Consider the following 18,790-nt stretch of genomic DNA (forward strand, 5'->3'; position numbering starts at 1 on the left):
TAAATCACTAAAGAAAAAAACAGACGCAAACGTTTGCTATCTATGTTTAAGCACTGTTAGAATAGCGCCGTTTTCATATCCAACTTAATACCGAGGACTTCCCTGTGAGTGGTAACAACTCTTCTCTTAGCTATAAAGACGCTGGTGTAGATATTGATGCAGGCAACGCGCTTGTGGATCGTATTAAGGGTGCGGTAAAACGTACTCGTCGCCCTGAAGTTATGGGTGGTATCGGTGGTTTTGGCGCGCTATGCGAATTGCCAACTAAATACAAACAACCTGTACTGGTTTCTGGTACTGATGGCGTTGGCACAAAACTTCGCCTAGCACTGGATATGAACAAGCACGACACGATTGGCATCGACCTAGTGGCAATGTGTGTAAATGATCTTATCGTGCAAGGCGCAGAGCCACTGTTTTTCCTAGATTACTACGCAACAGGCAAACTAGACGTTGATACCGCAGCGGATGTTGTTTCAGGTATCGCAGAAGGGTGTGTTCAAGCAGGTTGTGCCCTAATTGGTGGCGAAACTGCGGAGATGCCGGGCATGTATGAAGGCGAAGACTACGACGTAGCTGGTTTCTGTGTTGGCGTAGTAGAAAAAGAAGACGTGATTGACGGCACGAAAGTCGCTGCTGGTGATGCACTTATCGCTGTTGGCTCAAGCGGCCCACACTCAAACGGTTACTCCCTTATCCGTAAGATCCTAGAAGTATCTGGTGCAGATAAGAGCGAAGAGCTAGCAGGCCGCACTATTGGTGAGCACCTACTAGAACCAACAAAAATTTACATCAAGTCAGCACTTAAGATGATTGAGAAACACGACATCCATGCGATTTCTCATATCACTGGTGGTGGTTTCTGGGAAAACATCCCACGCGTACTGCCTGAAGGCACGAAAGCAGTTATCGATGGTAACAGTTGGGAATGGCCAGTTATCTTCAAGTGGCTACAAGAGAAAGGCAACGTCGACACACACGAAATGTACCGCACATTCAACTGTGGTGTAGGTCTAATCGTCGCACTACCGAAAGACCAGGCAGACGCAGCAGTTGCTCTTCTTAAAGAAGAAGGCGAAAACGCGTGGGTGATTGGTCAAATCGCACAAGCAGACGCGAACGAAGAGCAAGTTGAAATCCAATAATTTGCAAATCGAGCTCAAAAGATAAGAAGAATGAGGACACTAGATGACTAGGTCCTCATTTTGCTATCTAGAACACTAAAAACCATTCTATTAGTAGGTAGTTTAGAAGCTACATAACTCCAACCTACAATACCAAGGCGCTCTCGACATCATGAAAAACCATACCCTAAAAAACTTTGTGGTCCTCATCTCGGGTAACGGAAGTAACCTGCAAGCTATCTTGGAAGCTTGCGAAGACAGCATGCCAAACGCACGAGTGGCAGCCGTGTTCTCTAACAAAGCAGATGCTTTTGGTTTAGAACGTGCAAAAAAGTTTGATGTAGACGGTCACTTTGTCGACCCTAAAGCATTCAGCTCGCGTGAAAGCTTTGATGCAGAGCTAATGAGTCAAATAGATGAATACCAACCAGACGTGATTATTCTTGCTGGTTACATGCGCATTCTGAGCAGCGCATTTGTTTCTCATTACATGGGTAAGATGATCAATATCCACCCTTCTCTTCTACCAAAATATCCTGGGCTACACACACACCAGAGAGCAATTGATGCTGGCGATAAAGAACATGGTACGAGTGTGCACTTTGTAACGGAAGAGCTTGATGGTGGCCCTGTCATACTGCAAGCAAAAGTTCCTGTGTTCGAAGACGATGATGCTAGTGTACTTGCGGCACGTGTTCAGGCGCAGGAGCACCGAATCTACCCTATGGTGGCTAAGTGGCTGGTAGACGAGCGGTTGATCATGAAGGATGGTAAAGCCTATTTAGATGGCGCAGAGCTTGGCGTACATGGGTACGCCTCAGATGAGTAGCCCTGAATAATAAACTCCAGGCACAAAAGAGCAGCCTGAGGGCTGCTCTTGGTTGTTTTAATACTTATAAACTTGATTCAAGAAAACCATGGTGAGACTAGAAACCTAAAACCCAACATTCTAAAAAATCCCATAACCACTTGAGTAACATAACACTCGGAAAGTAGATTCTGAATCTGGTTCGTTCTTCACCGTTCAGACTGACGAGGTGTTTTATGAGAAATTTCTATCAGTTACGTCTTTACAGCAAGCCTTAGCGAGACTAGGACTCTACTACCAGCACTCTAGAAAGTAAGAATGCTCATCCGTATCCGCCCTCGGTTTAAAACGCATAAAAATAAAGCTCGCGATTAAGCGAGCTTTATTTTTATATTCAGAGTAAGAGACCATCACTCTAACGGTTCGGTTGGCGCTTGATTGCCCGGCTTAGCCGCCGAAAACGGCACATTTACCAGTTCAGAGGCATTATTTTTGACTAGTTCACCTAGGTGAAACAAGCCGTATTCGCCAGGTTTCATACGCTGCCAAGCTTCGTTGCCCGTCAAAGGTTGAGTTGCGATCACAGAAACGATGTCATGTGGCGTGGTTTCTTCTTGGAAGTTAATTTCCACATCTTCATCAAGCAAAGCAGCCTTTCCAAACGGTGCGCGTCTTGTGATCCAATACAAATGATTGGTGCAATACGTCATTACATACTCACCATCACTCAGAAGCATGTTAAATACACCCTTCTCTCTTAGCTCATCACAACATTTAGCAACATATAAAAATACCGACTCCATATCCTTTGGTGGCTCAGGATATCGATCTTCCATTTGCTTCAATAACCAGCAAAATGCCAGTTCACTATCTGTTTCACCGACAGGTCGATGTCGACCTGTATGCAAGTCTTGATAGCCAGAGAGCTGACCGTTATGCGCAAACGTCCAATACCTACCCCACAGCTCACGTGTAAAGGGATGAGTATTTTCTAAATTAACACCACCACGATTCGCCTGTCGGATATGACTAACGACCGCACGACTTTTGATGGGATAATTTTGTACCAACTCTGCTATTTTAGACTCACAACTTGGCTTGGGATCTTTGAAGGTTCGAAAGCCCTTCCCTTCGTAGAAGGTGATCCCCCATCCGTCACGGTGTGGGCCGGTTCGACCTCCACGCTGCATGAGCCCAGTAAAACTGAAACAAATATCCGTTGGAACATTAGCGCTCATACCGAGCAATTCACACATGGTTTAAAAAAACTCCCTAACAACACAGCTCGAAACGGTGGCCGTAAACGATTATTCCATCTCTTTTTCGATCAACTGAATGATGATATGAATAATCTTAATATGAATTTCCTGAATGCGGTCTGCATAACCAAAGTGTGGCACGCGGATTTCAATATCTGCAAGGCCTGCCATTTTGCCGCCATCTTTACCTGTTAGCGCAATCGTCTTCATGCCTTTCGCTTGTGCTGCTTCAATCGCTTTCAGGATGTTACCTGAGTTACCTGAAGTCGACAGACCAAACAGTACGTCACCTTTTCGACCAACCGCTTCTACATAACGTGAAAACACGAAGTCATAACCAAAGTCATTACTCACACAAGAAAGGTGGCTTGGATCTGAAATAGCAATACCAGCATAGCCAGGACGATTTTCTCGGTAACGGCCTGTTAGCTCTTCGGCAAAGTGCATTGAATCACAGTGAGAACCACCGTTACCACATGACAATACTTTACCATCTTGCTTGAATGAGTCAGCAATCATTTTCGCCGCTGCTTCGATTTGCGCAATGTTATGGTCATCGCTTAAAAATTTGTTGAGCACTTCAGCAGCTTCGTTTAATTCACTTCTAATCAGATCATGGTACATAAGACGTTCTCTTTATTATTTCGGCTTCAGTCAGCTCTAGACTCACTGAGCAAATTGTTCTGATACCAATTTGGTATCGGACATTTCATAAACCTGAACTCGGGTTTGATTACTCTGAGTTTACCCACAAACGAGAATTAGTGTCGATAGTGAACCAACAGATTTAGATTAGTGATGGTAATAAACTTGTCAACTTGCTCATGAAACCATCACTCAAATCTCAACTTTAGAATTTTAACTCTACTTAGATCACTTTTTATCCAATCTTATGTTTTACATTTCCTTAATATTTTGATTACACTTAAACCAACTGGTTAGACCTCTTACCTAACATACAGACGTACAAAACTTATAAAGTCTGAAAAGGAAAATACATATGGACATCTTGCTCTCAATCATCACGATGGCGATCGTGCTAGGCATTACGCTCTACCACCGCATGTCTCTCGTGAAATCTATTAGCTTACTCACCGCAGCCATGCTGGCTCTTACAGTAGCTGGTACTGTCGGCGTTATTGGTTGGGCTATTTACGTTCTCGCCGCAGCTGTGCTCGCGGTTCCTGGCGTACGTCAGTCTTTAATTAGCCGCAAAGCGTTAGTGCTTTTCAAGAAAGTGCTGCCAGCTATGTCTCAAACCGAAAAAGAAGCGTTAGACGCAGGTACCGTCTGGTGGGAAGCCGAACTATTTAAAGGCAAACCAGAGTGGCAAAAGCTACACGCGATTCAAGCACCTAAGTTAAGTGCGGAAGAACAAGCCTTTTTAGACGGCCCTGTGAATGAAGTGTGCGCCATGGTGAGTGATTTCCAAGTGACCCATGAACTCGCGGACTTACCGCCAGAAGTTTGGCAATACCTGAAAGATCATAAGTTCTTCGCCATGATCATTAAGAAAAAGTACGGTGGTCTAGAATTCTCAGCATACGCGCAATCTTTGGTACTACAAAAATTAACGGGTGTTTCTGGCGTTCTATCGTCTACCGTTGGTGTTCCTAACTCTTTAGGCCCTGGTGAGTTACTGCAACACTACGGTACTGAAGATCAGAAAAATCATTACTTACCGCGCCTAGCTGAAGGTAAGGAAATCCCTTGTTTCGCCCTAACAAGTCCAGAAGCGGGTTCTGACGCTGGATCTATTCCAGATTACGGTGTGGTCTGTAAAGGCGAATGGGAAGGAAAAGAAGTACTGGGTATGCGCCTAACTTGGAACAAGCGCTACATCACCCTAGCGCCAGTCGCAACGGTACTAGGCTTAGCATTTAAACTTCGCGACCCTGAAGGTTTGCTAGGCGACAAAGAAGATCTTGGCATCACTTGTGCGCTTATCCCAACTGATGTCAAAGGTGTTGAGATTGGTAACCGACACTTCCCACTCAATGTGCCATTCCAAAATGGTCCAACGCGCGGTAAAGACATCTTTGTTCCTATCGATTTCATTATCGGTGGCGAAAAAATGGCGGGCCAAGGTTGGCGTATGCTGGTTGAGTGTCTGTCGGTTGGACGTGGTATCACGCTACCTTCAAACTCAACAGGTGGCATCAAAACTGCGGCAATGGCAACCGGTGCTTACTCACGTATTCGCCGTCAGTTCAAACAGCCGATCGGCCATATGGAAGGAGTTGAAGAACCATTAGCACGCTTGGGTGGTAATGCTTACGTGATGGATGCAGCAAGCAACTTAACCGTTGCGGGTATCGACTTAGGTGAAAAGCCATCAGTAATCTCAGCTATCGTGAAGTATCACTGTACGCACCGCGGCCAGCAAAGCATCATCGATGCAATGGACATCGTAGGCGGTAAAGGTATCTGTATGGGACCTTCTAACTTCCTAGCTCGTGGTTACCAAGGTGCGCCAATCGCGGTAACGGTTGAGGGTGCTAACATTCTAACACGCTCAATGATCATCTTTGGCCAAGGCGCAATCCGTTGCCATCCGTACGTTCTTGAAGAAATGAACGCGGCGTATTCTGAAGCAAGTAATGCTGTCGAGAAATTTGATAAAGCGCTTGCTGGTCACGTGAGCTTTACAATGAGTAACCTAGTGCGCAGTATCTGGTTTGGTTTGAGCGACGGTCTGGGCTCTTCATCACCAACCAAAGATGCAACCAAGCGTTACTACCAACAATTGAACCGTTACAGTGCAAACCTTGCTCTGCTATCGGATATCTCAATGGCAGTGCTAGGTGGCTCTTTGAAGCGTAAAGAGCGTCTATCAGCACGTCTTGGTGACATTCTAAGCCAGCTATATTTGAGCTCTGCGACGTTGAAACGTTTTGAGCAAGATGGCCGTCCAGTCGAAGATTTACCATTAGTACACTGGGGTCTACAAGACAGTTTGAAACAAGCGGAAGTGGCAGTAGATGAATTCTTAGCAAACTTCCCGAACAAAGTAATTGGCCGTGCGCTACGCGTATTAATCATGCCATTTGGTCGCGTACGCAAAGCACCAAGCGATAAACTAGACAGTAAAGTGGCGCGCATTCTACAAACGCCAAGTGCAACGCGCTCACGCATTGGTCGCGGTCAATACCTTGAACCAACCGAGCACAACGCAGCAGGTAAGATTGAACTTGCACTATCAGTCATTCTTCAAGCTGAGCCTGTGTTTGACAAAGTATGTAAAGCGCAGGGTAAGCGTCGCCCATTCTTACGTTTGGATATGATTGCTCAGGAAGGGCTAGAGCAAGGCTTTATCACGCAAGAAGAAGCCGATCTACTCAGAGAAGCGGAACAGCATCGTCTAGATACAATCAACGTTGACGATTTTGAGCCGGAACTGCTTGCCGCAAAGCCGCTATACCCTCAGATGGATAGTGTCGCGTAACTCTAGTATCTGAGACCACAAACGGGAGTATCAGCTCCCGTTTTTATTGCTTCCAGAATCGCATTCATAACACCTCACACCACGAAGCCCCTGCGCAATCGCAATAAAAGCCACGCACTCCAATCTTTCCCCCGATTTCCAGTGATAACTAACTCACAGACGTTCCAACTAAGCGGTGTATACTTTAAGTAACTCACTCACATATATGGTAAATCCGTTGGCTAAAATATTACTCGCACAGTGGTTCCCAGGGCTTGTTCAGCTTAAGCATTATCAAAAAGAATGGTTTGTTAACGACTTTAGAGCCGCCTTTTCTGTTGTCGCGGTTGCACTGCCAGTTGCCATAGCTTATGCACAGTTAACTGGTGTATCCGCAATTGTCGGTCTGTATTCGTGTGTACTGCCAATGTTGGTTTACGCCATGATGGGCACATCTCGACAACTCATTGTCGGACCCGATGCAGCAACCTGTGCAGTGATCGCTGCTGTTGTGACACCACTTGCCGCAGGTGACCCCACAAAACATTGGCAGTTGGTTATGACCATGACAGCGATGACGGGGATTTGGTGTGTACTGGCAAGTCGTTTCAAGCTAGGAGTGTTTGCAGATTTCCTTTCTCGTCCGATTCTTTTGGGTCTACTCAACGGTGTTGCTCTCACAATTATCGTTGGTCAGTTTGCGAAAGTAGTCGGTTTGAAATACGAGCAACGTTATTTACTGGAACGTTTATGGGAAGCTCCACAACGATTAACCGATCTTCATTGGCCTACTGTAACTCTGAGTATCGTGACGGTTGTCGTTTATTTGCTCACCAAACGCTACCGACCAACTTGGCCTGCTGCCATGCTGGCGATCCTCGTAACTACTGCGTCAGTTTGGTTTTTCCATTTACAAGAGATGGGCGTATCGGTTGTCGGACTCACTCAAGGTGGCTTCCCTCAGTTTCAAACACCAGAATTTGAGCTAGGTGAAGTTCGTGAACTAGTAGTCCCAGCGCTCAACCTTGCGATTGTCAGTTTTGTTAGCATGATGCTCACCGCCCGCAGTTTCGCGGCTAAAAACGGTTATGATATTGATGCAAATAAAGAGTTTCAGGCGTTGGGTTTTGCCAACATTGCCTCAGCGTTTTCACAAGGTTTCGCGATAAGCGGCGCTGACTCACGCACAGCCGTCAATGATGCAAATGGCGGTAAATCTCAATTAGTTTCGATTGTCGCCGCAATCACCATCGCCATTATTGCGGTATTTATTTACGAGCCTTTGCAGTTCATCCCTATCGCTTCACTTGGTGTTGTATTGATCATTGCGTCCCTATCGCTGCTCGATCTTAAAGCAATTTGGAAATTAAAATCTCGTGACAAAGATGCATTTTATCTGGCCATCATTACTTTTATTTCTGTGTTGATCGTGGGTGTAATACCGGGGATCACTTTGGCGGTATTGCTAGGGCTGTTTCAATTTTTACGGATCGTCATGCGACCGAGTGATCAGCTACTTGGCTTGGATGAAAAAGGTACCATTCGGACCATCGACGACTCAGGAAAAGCTTCGCCTATTCCTGGAATGGTGATTTACCGCTTTAACTCACCGCTAACTTACTTCAATGCTCCTTACTTTAAACGTAGAGTGTTAGAGCAGGCAGAGCATCACAAAGACGCAAGTTGCGTTGTCATCGACGCCGTATCGAGCTTTACTCACTTGGATCTCAGTGTGATGGCAACACTGGCAGATATTCACAATACTTTGAAAAAGAGAGGTGTACGCTTAATCCTCGCAGGAAGGAAACGACGTCTTCGTCAATGGTGTGAGCTTACTGGTATCAGCACCAGTGAAGGAGGCATTTTACTGCGAGCTGATATGTACCTTGCCATTAAACTTAGTGGCTGTTACATCAGTGCTGTGGGTGAGGGACAAATTCCTACTGTTCAAAAAGAGCCTGATTTAGAGCAGCCACCCAAACCAATTCCAGAAGTGGCTTAAATACAAATTTAATGTAGAAAACAGGAAATTAAACTCCTGTTTTCTAGTGCTTATCTTCACAGCTGAATACGTGTTACGCCTTTGGCTTAAACTTTTTTGTCATCCCTTGGCTTTTAGGAGCCACCAGCCTATAACCAAGCTTTTCGTAAAAGACCGGTTCATCAGCAATCATAGAAACGTAAGAGCCTTCAAGTGCAACAGATGAAAGATAACCGTCGATGTATTCCATGACTTTTCTACCTAAACCATTGCCTTGATAATCAGTATCAACGGCAACGTCGACAATTTCGAAGTTACACGCCCCGTCACCAACAACCCGACCCATTGCAATGAGCTTTCCTTCATCCCGAACAGATACGCCATATAACGAATTGGGTAGACCAATTTCAGCAGCTTTCAACGATTTGGGTGATAGCCCGGCTTTGACACGCATATCACAGTATTCTTTCGGGCTTGGCACATGCTCTTCATATCTTATTGTCATTATGTACTACTCCTTTGTATCACCTTGGAGCTTACATAACTAAACTGTATAAATAAACAGTTAGACGTTGGAAAGATGTTCCCATTAAGCACACAAAGTATCAGGTCTAGAAAAGAAGCCACCGACAACTCTGACGCCATAATAGATATAAGTTGCTCTGAAGCTAGACATTCCTTTTTCTAAACATGTTTCTCTCAACAACGTATCCGCATGCTTTCGAGCACTTTGTGGCAACACCTCTTCCCTCATGAGTTGGTAAAGAGCATCATGCACTAAAGAAGCTTTCATAATGTTTTTTGTGTCTAACGCTGGCCCACTCGCTCCATCCCATGCATAGCCCTTTTTAATCGTTAACACGCCTTGTTTGGACAAACTAAGAAAAGGGCTGTCATACGCGTTACTCACTGAAATGTGAGTCTCAATCTTTTCTTCAGAATGGAGAGTGTATTTATACTTCTGACGCTTTTTGTATTTCATAACCTAACCGCCTAGCTAACTTCAGTGGGAGGAACGGAGATGACTCTCAAATTAGAGTTTCTCAGAGAGTTTTTTCAAATAGGACTTAGCAAGCTCATGGTTATCTCTGCTCAACCACTTAATACAATCAAAGAGTTCCCAGATCAGTCCTTGATCACCACTGGTATAAACTGGGAAATCTTCATGCTTTGGCGCAGGTTCATCAGTAACCATGCCCCCAATCACATCAGCTTTATCAAATAAAGTCTTAAATGGCTTAGAAAGTTTGAAGGGCTCACAGAGATCTAAACAATGAATCTCTGCACTGGTTAGGTCATTAAAAATGTATTTTTTGAAACACGCATTTTCGTTGTGCTCTCCCTCAAGGCGATAAAAAATGTCTTTATTAGCTTCAAACTGGGTAAAGCAAGGCTCTGAGGCTTTATGGAAGTTGTTTTGAGTAAATACAACAACATCAGCGTCCGAAATACGGTCACCTTGTCCTGATGACAATGAACCAAGCAATACCGCGGCAACAACGTCTTTTTCAGAACAAAAGGCATCATAAGCTGACTCAACCAAGGCCTTTTGTCGTGGTAAATGTTCTAGTCCTAACTCTCCAATTGTCATAATTCACTCCGTCGATACGCACTAAAATCAAGTCGAAACGTAAACAGTATCATGCGAGCTTTATTATGATTAATCAACGTTAAATCATGGTGTTACTTTAAAATAAAATGATTAATGACCATGAGAAACATCAAATTCTGTCTCAAACTTAAACTGAAAAAACGGAGCCGATTGGCTCCGTTTCTCGCTTTATGTGTTACTACTATTTCTTTGGCACTTCTAACTGCATCTCTGGCATGGCATCGCGCTTCGCTTTAATTTTGCGCCAGACTATCCATGCAATGATCACAATCAGCAGCATTATCACGTTACCCACCGCGATAATAATCATGCTGCGCTTACGCTCAGCCTCCCGCTCAGCGATAATTTGCTTTTCCATTTCAATACGGCGCTGCTCGGCTAATTCAGCTTCTTTTGCAATTCGAGCAGCTTCTAGATCAACTTCATCAACAACACTGAAGGTTTGCTCTGGAATAGGAAACACCAACGGACGCTGGGTTGCAAAATCAGTGGTAAAGATCTCGCCGCGCCATGCGTACTTACCAAGCTCAGCATCGTTATTGAGGTTCAACGTAACTCTCATTCCATCTTTAGAGACCTGTCCTTGGCTGTAACTAATGAAACCATCGGGAGCGTCCTTTTTCACTGTGACTGCAATAGAGCCTGGTGCAATCATACCTTGCTCACCACTCACCACTAATTGATGTGGCTTATCGGGATTACGAGCCTGAATAAAAGTACGAGAGATTGGGTTCGGATAAACCAAGATGACTTGTTCTTGCGCTCGTAAGAATACGCCATTGCCAGACGTGATGCGCGCGCGGTACTTACCAGGCTCAACGTCTATTGGGAGCTGAACCGTGAACACTCCATCCCCTGCTTTTTCATCCAAGCCGCGGCCGTCATCAGCAAACTCACCCACAACCATCGGCACTGGACGAGCTTCTTTGATCAGCTCATCTTCATTTTCGACAAACTTGGTAAATGTCACGCGCAGATTCACGCGATCAAGGAAGTCGCGCAATACAAGAGGTTTGCCGTCGGAGGTCAGGCGAGCTGTAAACTTAAGCGCTTCCCCATTATATAATCGGTTTGGGAACAGGTCCGTACTGAGCTTTAGGTGAGAAATTAAGCGGATGTTATTTTTAGGCGTAACTTTCCCCACAGCCTGCCATGGACCTGGCATCGGGTTATCAACGGAAATAATATCGAGTGAGGCTTCTTGATACCAACGTACATTGTCGTAAGAGCCCCAAGCATAGTATTTTTTACCGTCAGGACGGACTAAAACAACTGGCTGAGAACTTTGCTCACGATAAACCAAAAACGTGATCTGCTCGATGGTTGGATCAACTCGAAAGCGATTGTCTAACAAAGACATTGTAGATTCACTCGCAGCACTCGAGAGACTACTCCATATCGCTAAAAACGCGACCAACAAAGCCCTCAACATAGCTTCTCCTATTGATGCCAAATACAGTCGTTCACCAACTCTAATCTTTTTTGGTGAGCTTCTAGTTCATCGGCACTTGCGCGCAAAACCTTTAGCGCTTTTCTTCCTTCAATACGACGAATGGTTTCTACCCCACCCTCTTGTTTATTCGCGTTAAATTCTAGACTCGTTTGACCACCCGTCATAAAGAGGTAAACGTCGGCTAGAATCTCCGCATCGAGCAAAGCTCCGTGGAGTGTACGGTGCGAGTTATCAATACCGTAACGTTCACATAAGATATCAAGGTTGTTTCGCTTACCAGGGAAGATTTTCTTCGCCATAGCAAGGGTATCGGTCACCTTGCAGTAGTCGTCCGTTTTGCCGATGTTAGGATCGAGCATGCCAAACTCGTAATCCATAAAGCCGGTATCGAAGGGCGCGTTGTGGGCAACAAGTTCTGCGCCTTTAATAAACTCAAGAAACTCTTGGTGCACGCTCGCGTATTCCGGTTTATCAACCAAGAATTCATCCGTAATACCGTGAACTTCAACCGCTTCTGGTTGGATTTCACGATCGGGTTTTAAATAAACGTGGAAGTGACGACCAGTCAGCTTACGGTTGATGATCTCCACGGCACCGATTTCAATAATGCGGTGTCCCATGTAGTGAGGACCACCCTCGCGGTTCATACCTGTGGTTTCGGTATCGAGAACGACAATGCGGTTATATTCAGAATTGCTGCTGGTATTCATAAGGTTATGTATGTCAGACTATGCTTTATTAAATGTTTCGGCTAATAGTACCAAAAAATATGACCAAACACGTTGAGATTTTCACTGACGGTTCTTGTTTAGGTAACCCAGGACCAGGTGGTTACGGCATAGTATTGCGTTACAAAGACGTAGAAAAGACACTTTCCAAAGGCTATACGTTAACTACCAACAACCGCATGGAAATGTTGGCGGCTGTCGTCGCGCTACAGACGTTAAAACAACCTTGTAAAGTCACTTTAACGACTGACAGCCAATATGTGCGCCAAGGTATTACTCAGTGGATCCATAACTGGAAGAAGCGTGGTTGGAAAACAGCGGATAAAAAACCCGTGAAGAATGCCGATTTATGGCAAGCTCTAGACAAAGAAACCGCACGCCATCAAGTTGAATGGCATTGGGTAAAAGGCCACGCGGGCCATCGTGAGAACGAAATGTGTGATGAGCTAGCCCGGACTGCTGCAGAAAACCCAACTGAGGAAGATACAGGTTACCAACCCTCTTAGCGAGATTCTTTCCTCATAGTGTTACCCTCTCGATTCATCACCCCAAGTGGTGTGAGCTTTTTCTTCAAGCGCCAATGCGGTTTGATAGGCTTGAGAGGGTATGTCCGTTTCCGCGCGACTATGTAATACAAACTCCCAGCGGGTGATGCCCAATCACCAAGACTATTTTCCAACCATGTCCACATCGTACGGTAACGTTTCATCGGAAACAGCGCATAACGATCACAATGAATCACTTGATAATTAAGTAACCCTAACCAATCTTTGATGCGGTTCGACGTAAACATTCGTCCACTCCAAGGCAAATTATGTTTACGCCATGGAAGCAAACTCGCTAATCCAGTCAAGCTTAATGGGTTGAATCCAGTAATAATTACATAGCCATCATCCATCATCACTCTATCGACTTCACGCAACAAACGGTGTGGATCGCTTGCATAGTCGAGCTGATGAGCGAGTATCACAACATCAAAGCTTTTTTCCAAAAAGGGTAATTCGTAACCATCTGCAATCACATTATGCAACGGGTTCTGGATATCTACGTTGACTTGGTGTTGAATGTTACAATTACAGCTGGTTAGCTCACAGCTCAACCCGCCCAGTTTGAGCATATGGTAGCCGAAGAGTTTCGGGCACCATTCATCAAGTCGGGTCTGGATTGACTCAAGCACCCACGGACCGTTGTTCATTGCTGACCAAGTCGACGGGTGTGGTATAGTTTTGTTGCTGAGTGCTGGTTTCATTAACCACCTGACTAAAATGGGTGACGGAGAACGAATCGTGTTAGAGATCAAAAGCATACCCGCATTTAATGATAATTACATCTGGCTGATACAAAATAGCGATAAGCGCTGCGCAGTCGTTGATCCGGGCGATGCGAAGCCAGTATTAGAATTTCTGCAGGCTAACGAATTAACTTTAGAAGCGATTTTAATTACGCACCACCACAACGATCACATTGGTGGCGTTCCAGACTTAGTGCGTGCATTTCCTGACGTCGCCGTTGTGGGCCCAAAATCAGAGCCAATTCCAACCCTAACGACACCAATGGAAGAAGGCGACAAGCTGGAGTTGTTTGGTGAGATTTTCTTAGTACTTGGGTTACCCGGCCATACTTTGGGCCATATCGGTTACGTTGGGGACGGAAAACTGTTTTGCGGTGATGTGCTCTTTTCTGCTGGCTGCGGTCGTATTTTTGAAGGTACGCCTGAGCAAATGTTTGAATCACTGAGCAAACTAACGTCTCTACCAGAAGAAACTCAAGTCTTCTGCGCGCATGAATACACCGCGAGTAACGTGGCGTTTGCTCTAGCGGTTGAACCTGACAATGAGCAACTTCGCCAATATCGCGACGATGTAAACCGACTGCGAGCACTCAACATTCCGACACTTCCAACAACAATACGCAAAGAAAAGTGGATTAATCCGTTCTTGCGAACCTCTAACCCTGACGTGGTTCAATCTGTTGCTAGTCGCATTAAAAATAGCGATCCATGCTCGGTTTTTACTGCTTTACGCGAGTGGAAGAACGAATTTTAACCATTTTCTGCTTGTAAGTTTGCAAGACCCCAGTATTATCAGGGACTGATTTTTCGAGAAGCGCCACTGGCGCTTCTCTTACGTTTGGGGTTGATATAAATCTATTTGAATTTCTCCCCATTGCATAATTAGAAGCTCTTTGCCTCTATAAATTAGTTAGTGTTTAAAAGATGTCTATTATCTTGCGACTGCCACGCACATTACGTTGCGCGACAGGCAGGTGAAGATAAACAGGCCCTAAATAGGCTGAATCCATGCGTTTGAAGTATACTTGGGCGTTGGCGTTGTTATTATCTGGCTGTCAATTGACTCAGTCAGATTCAACGTCTTCTACACCAGAAACCAATAAATCTGAGCAGACTGCAAAGCAAAATGCAGTAAAAGCTCAACCGGGCAATAAATCGTCACTAGCAAAAAAATCCGCTAACGACACGCCTAAAGTTCTCTCCCCCCAAGAACAAGAAGATGTGTGGCAACGTATCGCCATGCAGCTGGACATGGATATCCCAAACCACAAGAAAGTGGACTACTACCGTACGTGGTATTTAAAGCACCCAAATCACCTTTACACGGTATCTAAGCGTGCGACTCCTTTTCTATACATGATCACAAAACGTATCGAAGAGCGCGGACTCCCAATGGAGCTTGCATTACTTCCTGTAGTGGAAAGTTCATTCGATGCCTTTGCCTACTCACATGGTAGCGCGGCTGGGTTGTGGCAATTTGTCCCAGGCACCGGAAAAATGATGGGATTAGAGCAAAACTACTGGTATGACGGTCGCAGAGATGTGGCAGCAGCAACGGATGCAGCGCTGGACTACCTAGTACAACTAAACGAGCGTTTTGATGGTAACTGGGAACATGCAATCGCCGCTTATAACAGCGGTGGAGGCCGAGTTTCTAGCGCAATTCGTAAGAATAAAAAGCTCGGTAAACCTATCGATTTCTTCTCATTAGACTTACCAAAAGAGACCAGCAGTTACGTTCCTAAGCTATTGGCCTTGGCTGACGTTATCGCAAACCAAGACAAGTACGGACTTAATATTCCTGCAATTCCAAACAAGCCTGTTCTAACGCTTGTTGATCCAGAAGAGCAGTTAGATCTGGCTATTGCCGCAGATTATGCCGGCATTAGCGTAAAAGAGTTGCAGAGTTACAACCCAGCATACAACCAGTGGTCGACAGCGCCTGAGGGGCCGCACCAACTTTTGATTCCCGTAGAGAAAAAAGAGACTTTTCTCACCAAGGTGGAGAAAAATCGCGGTAAAGGGATGAAGGTCGCTCGCTACAAGGTGAAATCTGGCGACTCTTTAAGCGTGCTAGCTAATAAATACGGCACAACCACGAAAGTCATTCGACGTGCCAACGGCCTATCGAATAACAATATTCGTATTGGTCAATACCTGTTGATTCCGACATCAACAAAAGACGATGCAAAATACGCATTAACGGCACAAAACCGATTAAACAAGACTCAATCTCGTGCTCGTGGTCAACTCAAGCTCACCCATGTCGTTCAGTCTGGAGAAAGTTTGTGGTCAATCGCACGTAACAATAAAGTGTCGTATAAATCGTTAGCTAAATGGAATGGTATGAGCCCTAAAGATCCATTGCGTGTGGGTCAAAAGCTAGTGATATGGAAGGACTCAGACAAAGGTTCTGTGATCCGTACCGTTTTCTACAACGTTCGCTCTGGCGACACCATTAGCGGCATTGCAAGCAAGTTCAAAGTAAAAACAAACGACATCGTGAAATGGAACTCGCTACACAAGAAAAAATACTTACAACCAGGTCAAAAGCTTAAGTTGTACGTTGACGTAACGAAGGTAAGTGTATGAACCCATCAAGCAATCCACTTGTGATGCTGTTGGACATTTTTCGTTCTCCAACATCTTGTTTTCTCGCGCTTTATCAACGCGGTGGATGGGGATGGCAACCGTTCATCTTCCTGATGCTTAGTCCGTTTTTATTCTGGGGTGCTTACTTTTCGAATGTCGATTTCACGTGGCTCAGTGACCAACTTGCTGCGCAATTTCAGCAAATCGACCCGAAGCAGATTGAGCTATTAGAACCAAACACGCTAATGGCAAGCGCGATCATCAATGATGTATTCAACCGCTTTGCCACCTTAATATTGCTCGCGCTTTGGTTCTTTCTTGCAACAAAGGCAAGCAAACAACAATACGGTTACTGGAAATGGTTTGCCGCATCGTGTGCTATCTTATTCCCAGCAGTATTGGGCGATGTAGCAAGCTACGCGAGCTTGCTACTCAAGCATGGTCAGGTAATGACTTACGCTGCCGATTTAAATAGCCTCAATGGTCTATTAAAGCTGCCTCTTACTAACGAATGGTCTCATTTCGCTAGCTCGTTACCTTTGCTTCTGCCTTGGTACATTGTGCTCGGCTACGGCGTTGTACTGACGTGGACGGAGTTTGAACGTGGCCAAGCTTTGGTGATTGCAAGCCTGCCATGGGTATTCTTCTACGTTATTTGGGCACTTTATATTGTGGTAACCTAAGCTAGTCATTTAACGTAAATGACAATAACAATGGGTTATGATCGGAAGCGTCGCTCTGCGGCGCTTTTGCGTACTTAAGCGTCAGACCTCGGTAAAACACATGGTCCAGTGGTAACCCTGTTATAAATTGGACTCGATGATCCGGCAAGAACGTCACCTCTTGTAAGTCCGCAGCCTTTAAGGCCTGCCTCATCGCATTAACGCGAGATTCACTCCAGCTATTGAAGTCTCCAGCAAATAGAATTGGCCCCACATGATGCTTTAAAAGCATTTCAAGCGCCGTTAACTGAGATACATACTCTTTTGTACCCACGGTGAAGTTAATCGCATGTACATTCACCACTGCGAGTTTCTCGCCATTACTCAAGTGATACTGGCTATATAATGCAGACTTAGGTAAGCGCAGCCACGGCTCTTTAGAGGTGTAAGCGCAGGCTTTTTCTGGTTGCCCTTGAGCAATACTAATCACACCGGCACCGCTGCCCAATGCCTTAAAGGCACTCACTTGATTGCTGACCCAGTTGCCATCCACCAACCATTGCTTAAAAGATGGTGTCATGCTGGCTTCTTGCAATAACAGCAGCTGCTTATCAGCAGAGAATTCATTGAGTGCACTTTGCCAATTCGTTCGGTTCTGTTTGTAGATATTCCAGACAAGTACATTGATTTCACCGCCCTGATCCAGAGCTTTTGAGCCGCTAAATTCGATACACCTAATATCCTGCGTCAACTCTGAGCCTGTTTGAGTAATGATTTGCGGCTGATCTGGTACGGTGAAAATAACCTGGAAGCCGACCAATACCGCCATAATAAGAAAAGCTAACGCCAGAAAAAAACGCTTAAACATACGACAAACCTGAATGTAGGCACCCGAAATCTAGAACAACCAATCTCGGGTTAAATGATTTCACTAATAAGCAAACAACAAAAAAGGAGCCACTTGGCTCCCTTTTAGCATAATAAATACGAAACAGGTGACAAGAAACCTTAGATCGCGTCTTCGTCTTCTTCACCAGTACGAATACGAACCACACGCTCAATATCAGTGACGAATATTTTACCATCACCAATCTTACCAGTTTGCGCGGTTTCAATGATTGTCTCTACGCATTTATCAGCCACATCTTCCGTTACAACGATTTCGAGCTTCACTTTAGGTAGAAAGTCCACCATATACTCTGCACCACGGTAAAGCTCTGTGTGACCTTTTTGGCGACCAAAACCTTTCACTTCAGAGACGGTCATCCCTGTAATGCCAACTTCAGCTAGCGCTTCTCGAACATCATCCAGTTTAAATGGCTTGATAATCGCTTCAATTTTTTTCATGTTCATCCCTTAAGCTTCAATCGATTGCGCTTATTATCGTTTAGCGTTTCGCAACATTCAATGTTTGTCTCTGCTCCACCAGCGAAAATCCAGGCTGAGCAAATTAACATAGCGAATATCGTGAGTTGATAAAACCCAATGAGGACTGCTCAATGCCCAATCGTCCAAGCTTTACTTCAGGCTCACGTTTACTTCAAACTTGCGTAGTAAGCCGCTAGGTTAGCGATGTCTTCATCAGACAACAATGAAGCTTGAGCTTGCATCACAGCAGCAAGTCCACCTGTTCGCTCTTTATTTTTATAAGCTTTAATTGAACTGATAATATATTGCTCATTTTGCCCTTTCAGATTTGGGTAACCCGGAATGACAGCAATACCATCAGCGCCATGACACGCCGCGCATACTCCCGACTTTGCTTGACCTGCTGCAGTATCTCCCGCAGCTAGAGCTTGCCCACTGAACATGGTTAGCGCCACCATTGCGCCCATGATTGTTTTCTTCATTGCTTC

Annotated in this window: 19 protein-coding genes; 8 read left to right on the forward strand and 11 right to left on the reverse strand. The window is 45.1% G+C overall.

The genetic code is table 11. The features are described from left to right. The first annotated feature begins 104 nt into the window (after positions 1 to 104). Together purM and purN are read left to right on the forward strand one after the other, a co-directional pair. Positions 105 to 1,145 carry a phosphoribosylformylglycinamidine cyclo-ligase gene (purM, locus tag R7E47_RS11365; protein ID WP_005389861.1) on the forward strand — a complete coding sequence of 347 codons (1,041 nt, stop codon included), beginning with the start codon at positions 105 to 107 and terminating at the stop codon, positions 1,143 to 1,145. 151 nt (positions 1,146 to 1,296) lie between these two features. Then, positions 1,297 to 1,953, forward strand: a complete 657-nt coding sequence (purN, locus tag R7E47_RS11370; RefSeq protein ID WP_025768256.1) for a phosphoribosylglycinamide formyltransferase — start codon at positions 1,297 to 1,299, stop codon at positions 1,951 to 1,953. A gap of 389 nt (positions 1,954 to 2,342) precedes the next feature. On the opposite strand, the gene R7E47_RS11375 is transcribed toward purN, so the two are convergent. Together R7E47_RS11375 and lpcA are read right to left on the reverse strand one after the other, a co-directional pair. Further along, on the reverse strand, positions 2,343 to 3,188 hold the full coding sequence (locus R7E47_RS11375) for a class II glutamine amidotransferase (RefSeq protein ID WP_053304068.1): 846 nt from the start codon (positions 3,186 to 3,188) through the stop codon (positions 2,343 to 2,345). A gap of 51 nt (positions 3,189 to 3,239) precedes the next feature. After that, entirely contained in the window at positions 3,240 to 3,815 is a 576-nt protein-coding gene (lpcA, locus tag R7E47_RS11380) for a D-sedoheptulose 7-phosphate isomerase (protein WP_005380392.1), read from the reverse strand. Between the two features lie 376 nt (positions 3,816 to 4,191). On the opposite strand from lpcA, the gene fadE reads away from it, so the two are divergent. Continuing rightward, the gene (gene fadE / locus R7E47_RS11385; protein WP_005385392.1) at positions 4,192 to 6,636 is read left to right on the forward strand and encodes an acyl-CoA dehydrogenase FadE; all 2,445 of its coding nucleotides are present in this window, start codon (positions 4,192 to 4,194) and stop codon (positions 6,634 to 6,636) included. Between the two features lie 205 nt (positions 6,637 to 6,841). Continuing rightward, on the forward strand, positions 6,842 to 8,617 hold the full coding sequence (locus tag R7E47_RS11390; protein WP_005380390.1) for a SulP family inorganic anion transporter: 1,776 nt from the start codon (positions 6,842 to 6,844) through the stop codon (positions 8,615 to 8,617). 73 nt (positions 8,618 to 8,690) lie between these two features. Here R7E47_RS11390 and R7E47_RS11395 read toward each other — a convergent pair whose 3' ends face one another. From R7E47_RS11395 to dnaQ, 5 genes are all read right to left on the reverse strand, one after another. Further along, positions 8,691 to 9,101, reverse strand: coding sequence for a GNAT family N-acetyltransferase (locus R7E47_RS11395; protein WP_206953327.1), 411 nt, complete (start codon positions 9,099 to 9,101; stop codon positions 8,691 to 8,693). An 84-nt stretch (positions 9,102 to 9,185) separates the two neighbouring features. Further along, on the reverse strand, positions 9,186 to 9,578 hold the full coding sequence (locus tag R7E47_RS11400) for a DUF1353 domain-containing protein (protein ID WP_017633769.1): 393 nt from the start codon (positions 9,576 to 9,578) through the stop codon (positions 9,186 to 9,188). A 51-nt stretch (positions 9,579 to 9,629) separates the two neighbouring features. Continuing rightward, on the reverse strand, positions 9,630 to 10,187 hold the full coding sequence (locus R7E47_RS11405; RefSeq protein ID WP_053304069.1) for a nucleotidyltransferase domain-containing protein: 558 nt from the start codon (positions 10,185 to 10,187) through the stop codon (positions 9,630 to 9,632). A 202-nt stretch (positions 10,188 to 10,389) separates the two neighbouring features. After that, on the reverse strand, positions 10,390 to 11,640 hold the full coding sequence (locus tag R7E47_RS11410; RefSeq protein WP_017820744.1) for a TIGR03503 family protein: 1,251 nt from the start codon (positions 11,638 to 11,640) through the stop codon (positions 10,390 to 10,392). 8 nt (positions 11,641 to 11,648) lie between these two features. Next, positions 11,649 to 12,371, reverse strand: coding sequence for a DNA polymerase III subunit epsilon (dnaQ, locus tag R7E47_RS11415; protein WP_005380385.1), 723 nt, complete (start codon positions 12,369 to 12,371; stop codon positions 11,649 to 11,651). A 59-nt stretch (positions 12,372 to 12,430) separates the two neighbouring features. Between dnaQ and rnhA the strand changes: the two genes are divergently transcribed. Further along, complete coding sequence (gene rnhA / locus R7E47_RS11420) at positions 12,431 to 12,895, forward strand: ribonuclease HI (protein WP_005380384.1); 465 nt, start codon at positions 12,431 to 12,433, stop codon at positions 12,893 to 12,895. Here the strand turns inward: rnhA and R7E47_RS11425 are convergent. Then, positions 12,892 to 13,638, reverse strand: a complete 747-nt coding sequence (locus R7E47_RS11425; RefSeq protein ID WP_017636046.1) for a class I SAM-dependent methyltransferase — start codon at positions 13,636 to 13,638, stop codon at positions 12,892 to 12,894. The two genes, rnhA and R7E47_RS11425, sit on opposite strands and share 4 nt — an antisense overlap. A gap of 37 nt (positions 13,639 to 13,675) precedes the next feature. Between R7E47_RS11425 and gloB the strand changes: the two genes are divergently transcribed. From gloB to R7E47_RS11440, 3 genes are all read left to right on the forward strand, one after another. Further along, positions 13,676 to 14,434 carry a hydroxyacylglutathione hydrolase gene (gloB, locus tag R7E47_RS11430; RefSeq protein ID WP_017636045.1) on the forward strand — a complete coding sequence of 253 codons (759 nt, stop codon included), beginning with the start codon at positions 13,676 to 13,678 and terminating at the stop codon, positions 14,432 to 14,434. Positions 14,435 to 14,688: 254 nt separating this feature from the next. Next, entirely contained in the window at positions 14,689 to 16,272 is a 1,584-nt protein-coding gene (locus tag R7E47_RS11435; protein WP_213967821.1) for a LysM peptidoglycan-binding domain-containing protein, read from the forward strand. Continuing rightward, positions 16,269 to 16,955, forward strand: coding sequence for a YIP1 family protein (locus R7E47_RS11440; protein ID WP_033905504.1), 687 nt, complete (start codon positions 16,269 to 16,271; stop codon positions 16,953 to 16,955). The genes R7E47_RS11435 and R7E47_RS11440 overlap by 4 nt, the downstream gene beginning before the upstream one ends. A 1-nt stretch (position 16,956) precedes the next feature. Here the strand turns inward: R7E47_RS11440 and R7E47_RS11445 are convergent, their stop codons facing one another. From R7E47_RS11445 to R7E47_RS11455, 3 genes are all read right to left on the reverse strand, one after another. Next, positions 16,957 to 17,802: an endonuclease/exonuclease/phosphatase family protein gene (locus tag R7E47_RS11445; protein WP_285334686.1), complete on the reverse strand. Its 846-nt coding sequence runs from the start codon at positions 17,800 to 17,802 to the stop codon at positions 16,957 to 16,959. A 140-nt stretch (positions 17,803 to 17,942) separates the two neighbouring features. Further along, the gene (gene glnB, locus R7E47_RS11450; RefSeq protein ID WP_005380372.1) at positions 17,943 to 18,281 is read right to left on the reverse strand and encodes a nitrogen regulatory protein P-II; all 339 of its coding nucleotides are present in this window, start codon (positions 18,279 to 18,281) and stop codon (positions 17,943 to 17,945) included. 188 nt (positions 18,282 to 18,469) lie between these two features. Continuing rightward, the gene (locus tag R7E47_RS11455; protein WP_318084299.1) at positions 18,470 to 18,784 is read right to left on the reverse strand and encodes a cytochrome c; all 315 of its coding nucleotides are present in this window, start codon (positions 18,782 to 18,784) and stop codon (positions 18,470 to 18,472) included. Between the last annotated feature and the right edge of the window lie 6 nt (positions 18,785 to 18,790).

The sequence above is a fragment of the Vibrio sp. Vb1026 genome, assembly GCF_033338745.1.
Lineage (GTDB): Bacteria > Pseudomonadota > Gammaproteobacteria > Enterobacterales > Vibrionaceae > Vibrio > Vibrio alginolyticus.